Here is a 16,494-nt window from a genome sequence, read left to right on the forward strand (position 1 = left end):
GAATCTGATCCAAGGAGCATGACCATGACCTTAAGCTGGTTCCCTTTGGTTTTAGTTTATATTGTCACAAATACAATATCAAAAATCATTCAGAAGCAGGCGGTAAAAGATGACGCGGTAGATCCGACAGCTTTTAGTGCCTGTTTTCTTTTCACCGTAGGTATCATGACGCTCCCCTTTCTTTTCGTGGAAAAGATCGTGCTGACTTGGGACCTCAAAGTATGGCTGGCCGTTCTTTTATCCAGCATTTTTTACACGGCCTGCATGGCATTATTTTATCATGCCATGAAACAGATCGAGGTCAGCCAGGTCGAAGCCGTGGCCACCACCCGGTCTATTTGGGTGATGGTGATTGGAGTGGTTTTTTTCCATGAAACCCTTGGCTTCAGCAAATTCGTCGGTGTGATGCTGATCTTTTTAGGATTGGCGGCAACCTATTGGGACCAGGGGAAATTCACCAATTTTGCCCGGCCCCATTTTTACACGTTGGGTTATGCCCTGATGATCAGCAGTGCTTACGCTTTGGATAAGTACGCCTTAAATTATTTTTCCGTTTGCCTTTACCAGGTGATCATTTATATCTTTCCTTCCCTGATCACGGCTATTTTTATGCCCGGAACTTTGGGGAAAATGAAAGCTTTCCTGAAACCTCAAAAAACCACCTACTTCATCCTTTTATGCTGTTTTTTCCAGATGATTTCCACGCTGGCTCTTTACCGGGCCTACCAGGTGGGCGGAGAGTTGTCTGTGGTCGGGCCGCTATCTCAAATAACCACGGTCCTAACGATCATGACAGGCATTCTCTTATTAAAAGAAAGATGGAATTTGAAAAACAAGATTGCCGGAGTAATTCTGGCTTTTTTAGGCGTCCTTTTTATCAAAGTAATCCGTTTTTAACCGGATCGCCAAATCTCCGGCAAAAAAAAAGCCTTTTCGAGGCTAACTCGAAAGGGCTTATTTTCCTAGAAGCCGGAAAATCACCTTAACAACATCCGTCGGCATGGGGGCCATCCTTTCCCGGTTCCACATAGAAGCCGGTACCAAGCCAACTGCGGCGGAAGCCAATATTTACAAAGGGAAGAAAGTTTTCCAGATTTTTATCCACAACAAATTTGATTCCTGCTTTTTCAATCACCATATCGTTCGTCTTAGGCTCATCCAGAGCCATGCCCAATCGCGGTCCGCCTCAGCCTGCCCCGGAAGAATAAATCCGGATCGTTTTCCCCAGATACGGAACCAATTCTTTTTGGGCCGAATCAGACAGAGTAATTTCCATGCCAATGCACCTCCTCTTATTATATACCTATACCCCCTACTGGTATAAATATATCATACTATCATTCCTTTTACAAGGAAAAATATTGATAAAGTTTGCCTTATGTATCGTTACACCGCAGAGCAAAAATGTCCGAAAGCTTTCCTTGCAAAAAATGCTTCCCCGTTTTTCGGAAAAGCATTTTCTTCCTTAATCTGATTATTTTATTTTCTCCCCAATCACCTTCCAGAAGGATGGGGTCTCAAATCCCAGTCTCCAAATGCAAATTCCGTGCAGCTTGTATTTATCGACCAGATCAATTTTTTCTTTAATGGTCTGACTGCTCTCGAACCATACCTCCCGGTTCCCTCCCGTATCCGGGTCCCGATAAACATAATAGGGTTCATGAAATTCTTCACTCCATTTGACATCGATGCCCTTTTGACTTGCTTCCCGTAATATTTCTTTCGTTGGCCTGGAATAGCCGCCTCCTTTGGCAACCGGCCAATCGTATCCGTAGGTGGCCACTCCCACGCAGATCTGCTCCCGCTTGAAGCCCTGGTCCATGGTGGTGCGGATATTCGTATCCGCCCACTTTAAGGGAGAAACAGGGCCGGGAGGGCTGGAAGCCTGGTGCCTGTCATAGAGCATCAGGGTTACCACATCCACCAGAGGAGCCAGGGCGGTATAGTCATATATGCCGGAAACGTCTGTAGATACCTCAAAATGAGGGATTACCGACATATTTAATGTTTTACCCATCGGTTTCATTTTCTCGCGCAAAATGCTCATAAACTTGGTGAGGAGATCTTTGTCATGAACATAATTTTTTGTTCCCTTGGGAATGAATTCAAAATCAATGTTGTACCCGTCAAAATCGTGGGTCTTCAGTAATTGGACCAGGTTGATAATCGTTTTATCCCGTATTTCCGGCGTTGTTAGTACGATATCGTTGCTGTTTGCCACATTGACCAAGGGTATGACTTTTAACCCTTTCTTCTTGGCAAATTCCAGAGCAGTCTTATCGGTCATATCTTTGATGGAACCATCCGCTTTTACTGTCAGCCACAAGGGGGAAAACATGTCTATGTGCTTGTAATAACGCTGCAGGGAGGCAAAAGAACCTTCACTCCCCGGCTCCACATAAAAGGCAGTTACGTGGGGTTTATAAGTGTTGCGGGCCTGCTGCGCATTTTTGGGGGTTGTATCAGGGTTGGCAAGAGGTTTCTTTTGAGCCTTCGCACAGCCAAAGGCTATGATCAATCCGGTCATTAAAAGAGCTACAATGAATATTTTGGCACCATTTTTCATCCGCATCACACATCCTCCTATACCTTTTTCACATTTATTTTCTCCTCCCGCTCCGTCTTTATCCCTGTTTTTTAGCCGAAAGGAGTTCCCTGAAAAAGGCAAGAAGGACAGTTTTTTATTCTAAGAGCTCATAGCTGCTGACCAGAAAAGGCATATTCAAATGTCCCAAAACTCTTTCTAACAGCACCCCTTCCCTGTTGGGATAGGTTGTGCCGTAACTGGCTCTGATGGCCGCAGTGATAAATTGCACCCCGCGATCCAAGGCAATGGGCAGGTTGTCCCCCTGCAGCAGGCTGCCCACAATGACACTGGTAAAGGCATCCCCTGTCCCTGGGTAATGGGCCGGAATATAGACGCAGCTCACTTTCCAGAACCGGTTGTCTTCTCTGTTATAGGCCACCACATTGGTCGTTTTGGAAGCTCCCCGGGCAGGGGCACTGGTGATGATCACCTTTTCCGGTCCCATTTGGGATAAATCATAAAGCCATTTCTTTATTTCCTGATCCCCGATATCTAAATGATAAGGCCGGTCTAAAAGAAAAGCCGCTTCCGTAAAATTGGGTGTAATCATATCCGCCTTTTTAATCAGTGTGCGCATTTGCTCCACCATATCCTGACCCATGGTGCTATATAAATTTCCGTTGTCCCCCAGCACCGGGTCAATCACTACCAGAGTATCCTTTTTGGACACAAAATCATCAATAAATTTTGAAATGATGCTGATCTGTCTGGATGAGCCCAGGAATCCGGTGTAAATACAATCAAAATCAAGATTAAGCTTCTTCCAATGGGCAAAAAATTCTTCCAGAGAATCGGTAAGATCAACAAAGCTATACCCCTCAAATCCTCCGGTATGTGTAGACAAAACTGCTGTAGGCACCGAGCAGACCTGAAGGCCCATGGTTGATAAAATAGGAATTACTACCGCTAAAGATGATCGCCCAAACCCGGATAAGTCGTGTACCGCAGCTACTCTTTTTACCGACCGCTTTTCCATGCCCCATTCCTCTCTTTCAGATGTTCCCAATTTTCCTCCCCGAAACAACCATCCTCTTTTTCCTGGGGAGAAGTCAGCCCTTGATCTCTTGAAGAATTTTGCCCAGGCGTTCCCTTTGTTCTTCCCTTTCCAAAGGAAGGCCGAATTGATAGCAGTCAAGTACATCCGCATCTTTGACGACTTCTTCCAAAGGAGTGCCTATTTCCTTTTTACTGCTGTGATTCCGTGCGGTCCGGGTGATCTCATCAATTTCCCGGGCGGAGAACCAGCCGCTGGCGGCAAGAAATTCTTTGAGAGGCTCAAAGCTTGCCTGCGCATGATTTCTTTGCCTGCCGGTAACAATGCGGCCATAATCGTGGACAGAACAAGCAATAGCCGCCAGTTCCGTATCAACCCCTCGTTTCAAAGCGAGGATTTGGCCTGCTTTCGCACAGCTGATCATATGGATTCTCTCCCAGTTTAAAGGCATATCCCGCTCCATGTCCTGGTGGGCCAGTTCCTCAATCTTCTCCAGCATCTTTTCCTGCATGTAAAAAACTCTTTCCATTCCTGATTCCCCCTCTGTCTGAGACTTTATTAAGCCCCATGTTCTCCTCCTCAAGCTGTTACAGCATACCCAGTTTTTTCAGCCAGTCTACCATGAGCTCCCTGGCGATGGGCGCCGCTTGTCCTCCCCCGGTAGAACCGCTGTAAGCCAGTATCACCGCCACGGCTATTTGGGGATCTTCCGCGGGAGCAAATCCAATAAACCAGGCATGTTCTTTATCTGCCGTGGAGCGGCTCAGTTCATTCTGGGCGGTCCCGGTTTTTCCCGCCACATTCACACCCCAGATGCGCGCATTCTTTCCCGTACCGCTGACAACTACCTCCTGCATCATCTCTTTCACCTGGCCGGCGATATCGGGCGGGGCAATGCGGAAGAGTTCCTCCGGCTCCCGGTCTTTCAGAATGGTCCCCTGGGGCGAAACGACCCGGTCGACGATAAAGGGCTGCATCACCACCCCATTGTTGGCAATACCTGCGGTAATTAAGGCCATATGTAAGGGAGTAACTAAAATTTTTCCCTGTCCCATGCCTACTGCCGCCTGGTCGGTTTTACTCATGGTCTGATAATCAAAGCGGCTTGAGCTTACAGGCAAATCAAAGGGGATTTTTCTGCCGATGCCCACGTTTTTTGCCAGCTTTTTTAAATTATCCTGACCCAGTCCCACCCCTATCTGGGAAAAAACCACATTGCTGGATACGGCCAAAGCATGGGTCAGGTCCAGGGTGCCGTATGCTTTATTTCCCGAGTTGCTGATGGGCTTTCCGTCAATCACTACGGTTCCCGTATCTTCAAAAGTACGCGTCTTCCACCCTTTTTCCACGGCCATCAGGCTGATCGCCACCTTAAAGGTGGAGCCGGGAACATAGAGTCCCTGCGTCGCCCGGGGTAATAAGGGATCGTCCTCCGCCTCAACCAATTGATTCCAATTTTCCTCCAAACTTTGCCGGTTGGGATCATAATCCGGCTTGCTCACCATGGCGAGGATTTCTCCCGTTTTCGGCTTCAGCACCACTACGGCCCCGCTCCTGTTGCCTAAGAGGTCGGCGGCATAGGCCTGTAAACCATGATCGATGGTTAAAATCAGGTTGTTCCCTACACTCGGTTTGCCCAACAATCTATCTTTTAAATCCAGGACCGGATTAAGGGGATTGATGTTTAACAAGTCATTGTTAAATTTTGCCTCCAGCAAGGATTTTCCATAAGAAGTAGAGTTATATCCTACCACATGGCTGTACAGGGGACCATACGGATAAATCCTTTCCTGGCGTTCCCCCTTGATTTCACTTTTGGCGATGGCGATGCCGGTGCTGTCAAAAATAGTGCCCCGCAAAGTGCCGGTTTCCCGCTGCCATTGCCGGCGGTTATAGGCGCTGGAGATAATATCTGCCTTCATAAAAAGTTCAAAGTAGGTTAAATAGCCGATCAGGGAGATAAAAAGAATACTCATCAAAATTAAAACATTAATGATTCTCTTGTTCTGAGGCATGGACAACCTCCTCCTCTCCGGCAGATTTGTGCGAAGAAATCCCCTGCAGGATGCCTAAAGCGATAAAACTGGTAATTAACGAGCTTCCCCCATAGCTGATAAAGGGCAGCGTAATGCCTGTGAGAGGAATTAATTTGATCACACCGCCGATGATGATAAAGGCCTGGAAGCCAAACATCACCGCCACGCCCAGAGCCACGGCCTTGTGAAAACTGTCTTTTACCTGCAAAGTAATCTTGATGCCCCGGTAAAAGAGAATGAAAAAGAGCAAAATGACGGCGATGCCTCCGAAGATACCCATCTCTTCACAAATGGCGGAAAAAATAAAGTCGGTATGGACTTCAGGAATGTAATCCGGCTGCCCCAATCCGATGCCGGTGCCGAAAAAGCCCCCTGACCCGATGGCGAAAAGAGATTGGGTAATCTGAAATCCTTTGCCGGGAACATCCGCCCAGGGGTTGAGCCAGGCTTCCACCCGCACCTGAACATGATGAAAAAGAAAATAACCCATAATCGCCCCGAGGCAGAAAATGATGCCATTGGCAAGAAGGAACCGGGCATCATGGTCAAAGACATAAAACAAAACCAGGTACATGAGAAAAAATAACAGGACCGTACCTAATTCCTTTTGCAAGGCCAAGAGACCCATCTGCATATACACGAAAAGGGAAAAGAGATACTTACTATCCAGGGAAATTTCCCGTCCCCCTAATTTAATATTTTTAAGAGACAATTTTTCCGGATGGCGGAAATAGGCAGCAATGAAGAACACAAACAATAATTTCATGATTTCCGAGGGCTGAAAACTAAAATTTCCGATCAGGATCCAGTTGGTCGCCCCTTTGACACTGGTGCCGAATAATTGGGTCAGACAAAAAAGGATAAAAGAAATGAGCGGATAAATATAGATCAGCTGATCCAGGAAATTAATTTTCCGATAGATCAGGGCGGTGCAAAAAAATATCACATTTCCCAGCACAAACCACAGGATTTGTTTTAAGCCCAGATCGGGATTTAAGCGGCAAAGAATAATCATGCCGATGGTGCTAAGCATGGAAACAATGAGAAATAATATTTCATCCTCGTATTTTAGTTTAATCACCAGGATGTTGGCCAGGTAGATGATGCCGATCATGGAGCCGCCCACCAAGGCAATGTGATTATTGAGAGGCTTTTGGTATAAATACAGGAGGCCAAAAGCAATCAGGTTGATCAGGGCAATGATATTTACGGGTCTGCGGTAATTTTGCAGAACAGACACGGGCAACACCTCATTTTTGATCTGATACAAAAAGAAATTCCACCAGGCCGAAGGAGATGCGGTCCCCGTTGCGCAGCGGCATCGGTCCGGTCATTTTGCTGCCGTTCATATAGGTGCCGTTTTTACTTTTCAAATCTTCTAAAAAATACGTGCCCTCCCCAAGAATGATGCGGGCATGTTCACTGGAAATGAAGGGGTCCTGCAGCACGATATCATTCCGGGCCGAGCGCCCGATGCTTGTTTCATTGCTGAGGGAATAGCTTTCCTCCACTTTAAAATTCAATTGATCCCGCTGGTTAATCAGCTTCAGATAGGGTTGGTTCCCCTTGGCCGGGGGCCGGAAACGGTACATAATGTTGATGTCCAGATAAATCAAGCGGGCAATCCAGAAAATAAAAAGATAAATCAAAAAAGTAAAAACGTATTTCATGGACGAAGATATCAGCTCAAAGATGACTTTCTCCCCCTTTCGGGTTTCCTTTTCGCCAAAAAATTGCGGGCCTTAACCTTAATTGTACGTCCTTCCCGGAGATTTCACAATGTAAATTCCGATATTCACAATTTGTTTAACCCATTTTGGGCAAGATTATTCCAAAAAACAACCTCACAACAGGTATTTGTTGTGAGGTTGTTTTTTAAATTGCAAAACCAAAATAGATATTTTCTACTTATCCTGAATCCTCATGCCATAGAAGGAACGCCAGACGAAGAACAGGGCAATGGCCAGGAAGACAAAGCCGATCGTGGGCGCAATATTCCGGAAGGATTCGGAAATCGCCATTTCCATGGCCAGCAAACCAAATAAGGTGGTGAATTTAATGATCGGGTTCAGCGCTACGGAGGAGGTATCTTTAAAGGGATCTCCCACCGTATCCCCCACTACTGTGGCATCATGCAAGGGAGTGCCTTTTTCTTTCAGGTCTACTTCTACTACCTTCTTGGAATTATCCCAGCATCCGCCCGCATTGGCCATAAATACCGCTTGGTACAGTCCGAATACGGCAATGGAAATCAGGTAGGCTACAAAGAGGGCTACCGGTTCATTGCTGTTTTTCGGGGCCGACAGGCAGGCAAAGGCCATGGCAAAGGAGAAGATGACGATAAAGATGTTGAACATGCCGTTCTGAGCATACTGGGTACATATTTTGACCACTTCTTTGGACTTTTCTGTGGCCGCTTTCTGGTTGGCATTTTCGTCCAGGGAGATGTTCTTTTTGATATATTCTACCGCCCGGTAGGCCCCCGTGGTTACGGCCTGGGTGGACGCTCCGGTAAACCAGTAGATTACCGCGCCCCCGCACAGGAAGCCTAAGATGGTGTAGGGGTTCAAAATGTTGAGAATGGTTTCCGGCTCCACCCCTAAGACATTCCGGATGACGAGAATTAAGGAGAAGATCATGGTGGTGGCGCCTACCACAGCCGTACCGATTAAGACGGGTTTCGCCGTGGCCTTGAAGGTGTTCCCCGCACCGTCGTTGGCCTCTAGATAATGTTTGGCTTTTTCAAAATCAGGTTTGAAGCCGAATTTTCCCTGAATTTCTTTTTCGATATCGGGGATGGATTCGATTAAGGATAGTTCGTAGATGGACTGGGCATTATCCGTGACCGGTCCGTAACTGTCTACGGCAATGGTCACAGGACCCATGCCCAGGAAGCCAAAGGCCACCAAACCGAACGCGAAAATGGAGGGATAAATCATGATTTCCCCTAATCCGTATCCGCTGGCAAAATAGGCGGCAAACATTAATCCGAAGAAGACCATGCCCATCCAGAAACCGCTGAAATTACCCGCTACTAAACCGGATAAGATATTTAAGGAAGAACCCCCTTCCCGGGACGCTTTCACTACTTCCGCCACGTGAGAGGACTTGGGGCTGGTGAATATTTTCGTGAATTCGGGGATCAAGGCCGCCCCCAGGGTGCCGCAGCTGATGATGATGGAGAGCACGAACCAGAGGCCCTGCGCCATTTGATCCAGTTCTGATCCCGGTCCCAGCATCAGGTAGCTGATGGCAAAGGTGACGATGATGGAAAGGATCGAGGTAATCCACACCAGATTGGTCAGGGGCTGTTCGAAATCGAAGTCGTCTTTGTTGCTGTATTTCGCCTGGCTGAATACTTTGTTCACATAGAAAGAAGCGATGGAGGTGATGATCATTAAAATCCGCATCACAAAGATCCAGGTCAACATGGTGCTCTGCAGGGAGCTGTCCACTGCCAGCACAATAAAGGACACTAAGGCCACACCGGTCACACCGTAAGTCTCGAATCCGTCCGCCGTCGGTCCTACGCTGTCTCCGGCGTTGTCCCCCGTGCAGTCCGCAATCACGCCCGGGTTCCGCGGGTCGTCTTCTTTAATCTTAAAGACGATTTTCATCAGGTCGGAGCCGATGTCGGCGATCTTGGTGAAGATACCCCCGGCAATACGCAAAGCGCTGGCTCCCAAGGACTCACCGATGGCAAAGCCGATAAAGCTGGCCCCGGCCAGTTCCCGGGGTACAAAAATCAGAATGATCAGCATCATGATCAATTCCACGCAGATGAGCAGCACACCAATGCTCATGCCCGCATCCAGGGGGATATTTAAAAGCTTCAAAGGCTTTCTTTCCAGAGCGGCAAAGGCCATCCGGCTGTTGGCCAGGGTATTCATGCGGATCCCATACCAGGCTACGCTGTAAGAACCCAGAATGCCGATCACCGTCCAGCACAGAATCAGCAGCACCCCGCCTACGGATGTGCCTTGGAGGAAGCCAAAGTAGAAGGCAATACAAATAGCAATGAAAGCAAGCAGAATTAAGAGAAATTTACCCTGTTGGACCAGATAGGTTTTGCAGGTTTCATAAATGATATTTGCCACATCCAGCATGGATTTGTGGGCCCGGATCTTTTTCACTCTGGTAAATTGGTAGAAGCCAAAGAGCATGCCCAAAAGACAAACCCCGATGCCGAATGTAAGTGAAGTATTCTGCGCCGGCGTTAATTCCGGAATCTTCAGGTTGGCTTCACTGGCAAAGGCCATGGCCGGCGAAAAAAACAGCATCAATAGTCCTAAAAATCCTCCCCAGGTTGCGCTCAGCATTTTCTTTTTGGGTTTTGCATCCATTTGTCTAAATCACTCCTCTTAAATGATCATCTTTCTTTAGATCTTTCTTTAGATCTTTCTATGTCTTTGCGTCTTTCTGTAGCCTCTCGGTGTACACCCTTCCCATTGTTTAAAAACATTGATGAAATAGTGGACATCATGATAGCCTACCCGTTGCGCAATTTCGGAGATGTGCAGGTCTGAATGGAGGAGCAGTCTGCGCGCCTGTGCCATGCGTATTTCCGTGAGGTATTGCCGAAAACTGCATCCTCTTAATTCTTTAAAGACACGGCTGAAATAACAGGGGCTGTAATAGATCTGCCGTGCTACATCCCCAAGTTTGATGTCTTTCGGGTAGTTTTGTTCCATAAACCGCATGGCCTGGTCAATGTTTTCCCTCATGGATGGGTTCGAGAATTTCACTGCAGCCTGGACACGATTCACCATCGTCACCTTACCCGTATCTTGATTCTCATCCTTCATCAATTGGCCAAATTGGGCCGGGTAAATTTTAGCGGTAACTTCCGGCTCCTGTTCATTAAGCAATGGTATACATTTCACGGCAGTGCTGCCCGACCCATTCCGGATCCACTTGTTTCCCCGCCACGCCGCTCTCAATGGCCGCCTGTGCTACCGCAGCGGCTACCGCCGGCCCTACATCGGGATTGAAGGCCTTGGGAATGACAAATTCGGGGGACAGTTCTTCTGCTTTGACCGCACTAGCGATGGCATAGGCTGCCGCCACTTTCATGGCTTCGTTGATATCACGGGCCTCTACGTCGAGGGCGCCCCGGAATACGCCGGGAAAGGCGAGCACGTTGTTGACCTGGTTGGGGTAATCGGACCGGCCCGTGCACACGACTGCCGCCCCGGCTTTTTTGGCTTCATCGGGCATGATTTCGGGGGTGGGGTTGGACATGGCCATGACGATGGCTTTTGCGTTCATGCTCGCTATCATTTCCGGGGTGACTAGTCCGGGCCCGGAGACGCCGATGAAGACGTCGGCCCCTTGGAAGGCGTCGCCGATGCCTCCTTTTCGTAATTCCCGGTTGGTGATTTGGGCGATTTCTTCTTTGACGGGGTTCATCCCTTTTTCCCGCCCTTGGTGGATGATGCCGGTGCGGTCGCACATGATGACGTCTTTTACCCCCATGCTCATGAGGAGCTTGATGACGGCAATGCCGGCCGCCCCTGCCCCGACGGTGACGACTTTGATTTGGTCGATTTTTTTGCCGACGATTTTGAGGGCGTTGATTAGTCCGGCCATGCAGACGATGGCGGTGCCGTGCTGGTCGTCATGGAAGATGGCCATGTTGGTTTCTTTTTTGAGCCGTTCTTCGATTTGAAAGCAGCGGGGCGCGGAGATGTCTTCGAGGTTGATGCCGGCGAAGGTGGGCTCTAGGAGCTTGACGAATTGAACGATTTGATCGGGGTCTTTGGTGCCGACGCAGAGGGGAAAGGCGTCTACGCCGCCGAAGGCTTTGAAGAGGACGCATTTCCCTTCCATGACGGGCAGGCCGGCCTGGGGGCCGATGTCACCCAGCCCTAGGACGGCGGTGCCGTCGGAGACGACCGCTACCATGTTCCAGCGCCGGGTGTAGGTGTTGACGGCGCTGATATCGGTGCTGATGACCCGGCAGGGTTCGGCTACGCCGGGGGTGTAGGCCAGGCTGAGTTCTTTTTGATTGGTGACCGGGGCCAGGGGGGCGATCTCTATTTTCCCTTTTTTTTCTTGATGGAGCTGTAGTGATTCTTGGTAGATGTCCATGGTATGTTCCCTCTCTTTTTCTGGTTTTTTCCGGAGGTTTAGTCCAGGCGATATTGTTTGACCCCTTCCTGGTAGAGGTCGCCCCCGTGGATGTCGTTGATGACGGTGAGGGGCAGGTTTTCTACGGTGAGCTTTCTTACGGCTTCGGGGCCGAGTTCGGCATAGAGGATGATTTCCGCGGCTTTGATGCTTTGGGCGATGAGGGCGGCGGCTCCTCCGGTGGCTCCGAAGTATACGGCTTTGTGTTTTTGCATGGCTTGTTTGACTTCTGTGTTGCGCATGCCTTTGCCGATCATGCCTTTGAGTCCTGCTTTTTCCATGAGCAGGGGGGCATAGGCATCCATGCGGTAGCTGGTGGTGGGCCCGGCGGAGCCGATGGGCCGGCCGGGTTTGGCCGGGGAGGGCCCGACGTAGTAGATGACCTGGCCGTTGAGGTCGAGGGGCAGGTTTTGCCCCTGGCGCATGAGGTCGGCCAGTCTTTTGTGGGCCGCATCCCGGCCGGTATAGATGATGCCGTTTAGATAGACCTGGTCCCCGATCCTGAGCTGTTGTAGGTCGGCCTCGGTGAGGGGGGTGGTTAAGTGTATGACGGCCATTTTTTTCTACACCTCCTATAGGATGACTGTTTGGTGCCGGGCGGCATGGCAGTTGATGTTGAGCGCTACGGGGAAGCTGGCGATATGACAGGGATGGTATTCGACGGCAACGTTGAGGGCGGTGATCCGCCCCCCCAGCCCGGCCGGTCCGATGCCTAGTTTGTTGATGTCACTGAGCAGGTCTTTTTCTAGTTCTGCGATCTGGGGTAAGGGGCTGGGCGCGCCGATTTTTCGTAGGAGGGCTTTTTTGGCCAGGAGGGCGCAGTATTCGAAGTTGCCCCCGATCCCTACCCCGACCAGGATGGGGGGACAGGGATTGGACCCGGCCTGGTCGATGCGGTCGATGATGAATTTTTTGAGTCCTTCTACTCCGGCGGAGGGGGGGAGCATGGCGATGGCGCTCATGTTTTCGCTGCCTCCCCCTTTGGGTGCGACGGTGATTTTTAAGTGATCCCCGGGGACGATTTCGGTGTGGATGATGGCCGGCGCATTGGTTCCGGTGTTTTGCCGGGTGAAGGGATCACACATGGATTTTCTGAGGTAGCCGTCGGCATAGCCTTGGATGACCCCTTGGGTGACGGCGTCGGTGAGGCCGCCTCCGGTGACGCTGAGGTCCTGGCCGATTTCTAGGAAGACGACGGCGACCCCGCAGTCCTGGCACATGGGCATTTGTTCGTCCGCGGCGATGCGGGCGTTTTCGATGAGCTGTTGGAAGATGTCTTTGCCTGTGGGGGAGTTTTCGTTTTCCCATCCTTTTTGGAAGGCGTCTTGGACGTCTTTTCCTAAGTAGTAGTTGGCTTCGATGCACAGGCGGGCGACCTGGTCGACGATGGTTTGATAGGCGATGGTTTTCAAGAGGATGACCTCCTTTCGGCAAACGGTTTGTTTTTTCCTACCCTTAGGTGGTGAACCAGCGTTTGAGGGTGTATTTGAGGCTTTGCCGGTTCATGGCCGCGATATGGGTGGTGAGGGGGATTTCTTTGGGACAGACTTGGCGGCAGTTCTGGGCATTGCCGCATTCTTGGATCCCTCCCGCCCCCACCAGGGCCTCGAACCGTTCTTCTTGGTGCATGGCGCCGATGGGATGGACGTTGAAGAGCCGTACCTGGGCGATGGCCGCGGGGCCGATGAATTGGGATTTGGCGCTGACGTTGGGACAGGCTTCCATGCAGCACCCGCAGGTCATGCACCGGGAGATGATGTAGGCCCAGCGGTGTGCCCGGTCGGTAAATCTGGGCCCCCGGCCGATGGCGAAGCTGCCGTCTACGGGCACCCAGGCTTTGACTTTTTTGAGGTTGTCAAACATGATTTTTCGGTCGACCATGAGGTCCCGGATCACGGGGAATTTGCTTAAGGGTGCTAAGGTGATGGGCGTCCCGAAGCCGGTTTTCTCATAGATTTTGTCGATGAGGGCGGAGCAGGATTGCCTGGGCACGCCGTTGATGAGCATGGTGCACGCGCCGCATACTTCTTCTAGGCAGTTGCATTCCCACACGACGGGGTTGGTGCTTTCTCCCCGGGCATTGACGGGGTTTTTCCGGATTTCCATGAGCACGGAGACGATGTTCATGTTGGGTTTGTAGGGTACCCGGAATTCTTCCCAGTAGGGGCCGGCGCCGGGCTGGTCCTGCCGTTTGATTTTGAGCTGGATCTGTTTATCCATTTTTGGCCGCCTCCTTGTCGACGTTGTAGACCCGTTTCCGGGGCGGGATGTGGGAGGTGTCTACTTCTTCCCATTCGATGACGGGCCCTTTTTCAGTCCACCGGGATTTGGACGTTTTGAGGAATTCTTCGTCGTTTCTTTGGGGATAAGCGGGTTTGTAATGGGAGCCCCGGCTTTCGTTCCGGATTAGGGCGCCCAGGGTGATGGCCCGGGCCATGGCCATCATGTTTTTCAGCTGTTTGGTGAACAGGATGGTCTGGTTGTTGTATTCGTTGTGGTCGACGATGTTGATGTTTTGCCACCGTTGGTTTAGTTCCTGGAGCACCTGGTCGGTTTTTTCGAGAGCCGGGTTGTGCCGGACGATGGCTACGTTCTGGGACATGATTTCCCCCATTTCCTGGTGCAGTTGATAGGGGTTTTCTGGGCCGTGCATTTTTTTGACGCTGTCGTCTATTTCTACCTGGCGCCGGTGTTCTTGGTCCAGGGCTTTTTGATCTTCTGCCCCCAGTTTGTTTAAGCCGGTGACGTATTTGACCGCGGCGGGGCCGGAGACGGTGCCGCTGTAGAGGGCGGATAAGAGGGAGTTGGCTCCTAAACGGTTGGCGCCGTGATACATGTAGTCGCATTCTCCGGAGGCGAAGAGGCCGGGGATGCAGGTCATGTGGTTCCAGGCGACATGGAGGCCGCCCATGAAGTAGTGCACCCCGGGGAAGATTTTCATGGGTACTTTTTTGGGGTCGTCCCCATGGAATTTTTCGTAGATTTCTAGGATGCCTCCTAAGCGCCGGGTGAGGAAGTCGGCGGGCAGGTGGGTGAGGTCGAGATAGACCTGGTTTTGCCCTTCGATGCCTAAGCCCATTTCGACGCAGACCTGGTAGATGGCCCGGGCGGCAATGTCTCTTGGTACCAGGTTGCCGTAAGCGGGATACATTTCTTCCAGGAAGTACCAGGGTTGGCCGTCTTTGTAGGTCCAGATCCTGCCCCCGTCGCCCCGGGCGGATTCGGACATGAGCCGGGTTTTGTCGTCCCCCAGCATGGCGGTGGGATGGATTTGGATGAATTCCATGTTGGCCAGGCAGACCCCTTGCCGGTAGACGGCTCCCGCAGCGCTGCCGGTGCAGATGACGGAGTTGGTGCTTTTGCCGAAGATCAGGCCGCCCCCTCCCGTGGCCAGGATGACGGCGTCGCCGCTAAAGGAGCGGATGTCCAGGGTGGCCAGGTTCTGGGCGATGCACCCCCGGCAGATGCCCTGGTCGTCGATGACGGCGGAGAGGAATTCCCATCCTTCGTATTTGGTGACCAGGCCGGCGGCTTCGTGTTTGCGTACTTGTTCGTCGCAGCAGTAGAGCAGCTGCTGTCCGGTGGTGGCCCCGGCAAAGGCGGTGCGTCTTTTTTTGACCCCGCCGAAGAGGCGCAGGTCGAGGAGTCCTTCCGGCGTCCGGCTGAACATGACGCCCATGCGGTCCATGGTGTAGATGAGGCCGGGGGCGGCTTCTACCATGTTTTTGACCGGGGTTTGGTTGGCCAGGAAGTCTCCTCCGTAGATGGTGTCGTCAAAGTGTTCCCAGACGGAATCTCCTTCTCCTTTGGTATCGAGGGCAGCGTTGATCCCGCCCTGGGCACAGACGGAGTGGGACCGTTTGACGGGCACCAGGGAGATGAGATCGACGGGTATCCCTTTTTCGGCGATTTTCATGGTGGCCATGAGGCCGGCCAGGCCGCCCCCCACGACGATGATTTTTGGTTTCTTCAAGGGTTTTCCCTCCCTTACTGGTTTTTGTCTGCATGTCGCTTGGTTCTTTTCTGGCGCAAGGGTTTTTTGCCCCAGTTTGAGCACTGCCGATGCAGGATTTCTCTAAGACCTTAGAAACGGGCGATCACGCTGAGGATGCTGATGCCGAGGATGCCCAGGGCGGCGAAGACCGCCCCGGAGCACCAGGTGAAGATTCTCTGGGCTTTGTCTCCTTCCGCTATCCCCCAGGAGATGAGAAAGGTGAACAGCCCGTTGGCAAAATGAAAGAGGGCGGATAAGACCCCTACCGCATACAGGATGAAGAAGAGGGGATGATGCAGGCTCCCCGCCAGGCTCTGGATTACGGCGGCCGGCTCATGCTCCAGGAATCTTAAGCTCACTACGTGGGCCAGGAGAAAGACCAGGGTGATCACGGCCGTGATCCTTTGCAGGTAGAAGGCCCAATTCCTCAGGTAAGGGAATTTCAGCACATTGTTTTTCGCTACGTAGACGATCCACAGCCCATATAGGGCATGAAACAAGATGGGGATGCCGATGATCACTACCTCCGCTACCATGATCAGGGGAAGCCCTTTCATCCATTCTACCGTCACCAGGTAGTTGGCGTATCCCCCAAAGAATACCGTGCTGTTTAAACTTAAGTGCACCATGAGAAAGATCCCTACCGGGATGATTCCCAGTAAGGAGTGTACTTTCCGGATCAGATAATTGCTCTTCTCTCCCAATCTTTTTTCCCCTTTCTCTCTGATTTTTAATAGCTAAGAGAGTATAAAAT

General features: G+C 51.0%; 16 protein-coding genes and 1 pseudogene. 1 reads left to right on the forward strand and 16 read right to left on the reverse strand.

The window, feature by feature from the left end; genetic code table 11:
• Positions 1–24 precede the first annotated feature (24 nt).
• On the forward strand, positions 25–897 hold the full coding sequence (locus DCMF_RS15975) for a DMT family transporter (RefSeq protein WP_214658653.1): 873 nt from the start codon (positions 25–27) through the stop codon (positions 895–897).
• Positions 898–982: 85 nt separating this feature from the next.
• On the opposite strand, the gene DCMF_RS15980 is transcribed toward DCMF_RS15975, so the two are convergent.
• The 16 genes and pseudogenes from DCMF_RS15980 to DCMF_RS16050 form a co-directional block, all read right to left on the reverse strand.
• A complete protein-coding gene (locus DCMF_RS15980; RefSeq protein ID WP_332925418.1) occupies positions 983–1,276 on the reverse strand; it encodes an iron-sulfur cluster biosynthesis family protein in 294 nt (97 codons plus the stop codon).
• Between the two features lie 198 nt (positions 1,277–1,474).
• Positions 1,475–2,572 carry a glycosyl hydrolase family 18 protein gene (locus DCMF_RS15985; RefSeq protein WP_214658654.1) on the reverse strand — a complete coding sequence of 366 codons (1,098 nt, stop codon included), beginning with the start codon at positions 2,570–2,572 and terminating at the stop codon, positions 1,475–1,477.
• A 109-nt stretch (positions 2,573–2,681) separates the two neighbouring features.
• Complete coding sequence (locus DCMF_RS15990; protein ID WP_335582350.1) at positions 2,682–3,593, reverse strand: pyridoxamine kinase; 912 nt, start codon at positions 3,591–3,593, stop codon at positions 2,682–2,684.
• Positions 3,594–3,636: 43 nt separating this feature from the next.
• Positions 3,637–4,110, reverse strand: coding sequence for an HD domain-containing protein (locus DCMF_RS15995; protein ID WP_148135343.1), 474 nt, complete (start codon positions 4,108–4,110; stop codon positions 3,637–3,639).
• A gap of 58 nt (positions 4,111–4,168) precedes the next feature.
• On the reverse strand, positions 4,169–5,596 hold the full coding sequence (locus tag DCMF_RS16000; protein ID WP_148135344.1) for a peptidoglycan D,D-transpeptidase FtsI family protein: 1,428 nt from the start codon (positions 5,594–5,596) through the stop codon (positions 4,169–4,171).
• The gene (locus DCMF_RS16005; protein ID WP_148135345.1) at positions 5,571–6,857 is read right to left on the reverse strand and encodes an FtsW/RodA/SpoVE family cell cycle protein; all 1,287 of its coding nucleotides are present in this window, start codon (positions 6,855–6,857) and stop codon (positions 5,571–5,573) included. The genes DCMF_RS16000 and DCMF_RS16005 overlap by 26 nt, the downstream gene beginning before the upstream one ends.
• A gap of 10 nt (positions 6,858–6,867) precedes the next feature.
• A complete protein-coding gene (locus DCMF_RS16010) occupies positions 6,868–7,287 on the reverse strand; it encodes an FHA domain-containing protein (protein ID WP_236860041.1) in 420 nt (139 codons plus the stop codon).
• A gap of 234 nt (positions 7,288–7,521) precedes the next feature.
• The gene (locus DCMF_RS16015; protein WP_418219656.1) at positions 7,522–9,936 is read right to left on the reverse strand and encodes a sodium-translocating pyrophosphatase; all 2,415 of its coding nucleotides are present in this window, start codon (positions 9,934–9,936) and stop codon (positions 7,522–7,524) included.
• 72 nt (positions 9,937–10,008) lie between these two features.
• The gene (locus DCMF_RS16020; protein ID WP_214658655.1) at positions 10,009–10,500 is read right to left on the reverse strand and encodes a helix-turn-helix transcriptional regulator; all 492 of its coding nucleotides are present in this window, start codon (positions 10,498–10,500) and stop codon (positions 10,009–10,011) included.
• Positions 10,478–11,251 (reverse strand): NAD(P)-dependent malic enzyme, encoded by a 774-nt coding sequence (locus DCMF_RS30595; protein ID WP_472297462.1) that lies wholly within the window; start codon positions 11,249–11,251, stop codon positions 10,478–10,480. The genes DCMF_RS16020 and DCMF_RS30595 overlap by 23 nt, the downstream gene beginning before the upstream one ends.
• Before the next feature lie 72 nt (positions 11,252–11,323).
• Positions 11,324–11,707, reverse strand: a pseudogene (locus tag DCMF_RS30600) (NAD-dependent malic enzyme); the annotation flags it as partial.
• Positions 11,708–11,745: 38 nt separating this feature from the next.
• On the reverse strand, positions 11,746–12,303 hold the full coding sequence (locus DCMF_RS16030; protein ID WP_148133601.1) for a Fe-S-containing hydro-lyase: 558 nt from the start codon (positions 12,301–12,303) through the stop codon (positions 11,746–11,748).
• Positions 12,304–12,318: 15 nt separating this feature from the next.
• Positions 12,319–13,158, reverse strand: coding sequence for a fumarate hydratase (locus DCMF_RS16035; RefSeq protein ID WP_148133602.1), 840 nt, complete (start codon positions 13,156–13,158; stop codon positions 12,319–12,321).
• A gap of 43 nt (positions 13,159–13,201) precedes the next feature.
• Positions 13,202–13,966 (reverse strand): succinate dehydrogenase iron-sulfur subunit, encoded by a 765-nt coding sequence (gene sdhB / locus DCMF_RS16040; RefSeq protein ID WP_148135350.1) that lies wholly within the window; start codon positions 13,964–13,966, stop codon positions 13,202–13,204.
• Positions 13,959–15,719 (reverse strand): succinate dehydrogenase flavoprotein subunit, encoded by a 1,761-nt coding sequence (sdhA, locus tag DCMF_RS16045; protein WP_148133604.1) that lies wholly within the window; start codon positions 15,717–15,719, stop codon positions 13,959–13,961. The genes sdhB and sdhA overlap by 8 nt, the downstream gene beginning before the upstream one ends.
• 110 nt (positions 15,720–15,829) lie before the next feature.
• On the reverse strand, positions 15,830–16,444 hold the full coding sequence (locus DCMF_RS16050; protein WP_148133605.1) for a succinate dehydrogenase/fumarate reductase transmembrane subunit: 615 nt from the start codon (positions 16,442–16,444) through the stop codon (positions 15,830–15,832).
• Between the last annotated feature and the right edge of the window lie 50 nt (positions 16,445–16,494).

The sequence above is a fragment of the Candidatus Formimonas warabiya genome, assembly GCF_002777255.1.
GTDB classification, from domain to species: Bacteria; Bacillota; Dehalobacteriia; order Dehalobacteriales; family Dehalobacteriaceae; genus Formimonas; species Formimonas warabiya.